Here is a 504-nt window from a genome sequence, read left to right on the forward strand (position 1 = left end):
GATAAGCGTACGCCGGACATCGCATACTTCGGACAACTAGAAACACGAAACGCGGCATGAACATAAACCAGGTGCATCTTAGCAAAGCCGTAAACCTGTCCTAAAAAGCAGGACCACTTCAAAGTGAGCAAATCGTCTTGCTGGGCCCAGTCAGAAGGGAAGCCCTTCTTCAGAAGATAGTCTGTTGTAATGTGATGCAGCAGAGTTCCGTTAACAGCCTGACCGATTATGGTCGGCGAGAGAAACGCGAGGTGCTGTCAGACGAATTCGAACTCGTCTCAGCCAGGCCAGTACCCCTGCCCGTTTACGCCACACAAAGACCGCGCCACTCTGTGAGCGCGGCAGTGCGATTGGCTTTGAAATGATCTCTTTGGGAAATGCTACGCTCCTGATTGAAGTGGTTGAAAACGGATGCATGAACGGAAACAAATTTCTGCAAACTTCGCATTCGGCGGAAGCGCTGCATGGCACGTTCTCGTCGTCGGAACGGCAAGTGTGAATTCT

The 504-nt window shown here is 51.2% G+C and carries 1 pseudogene; it reads right to left on the reverse strand.

Going from position 1 to position 504, the window contains the following annotated elements:
- Positions 1-304 precede the first annotated feature (304 nt).
- Positions 305-504, reverse strand: a pseudogene (locus AB9F26_RS22275) (IS6 family transposase); the annotation flags it as partial.

This window comes from Falsihalocynthiibacter sp. BN13B15 (assembly GCF_041205415.1).
GTDB classification, from domain to species: Bacteria; Pseudomonadota; Alphaproteobacteria; order Rhodobacterales; family Rhodobacteraceae; genus Falsihalocynthiibacter; species Falsihalocynthiibacter arcticus.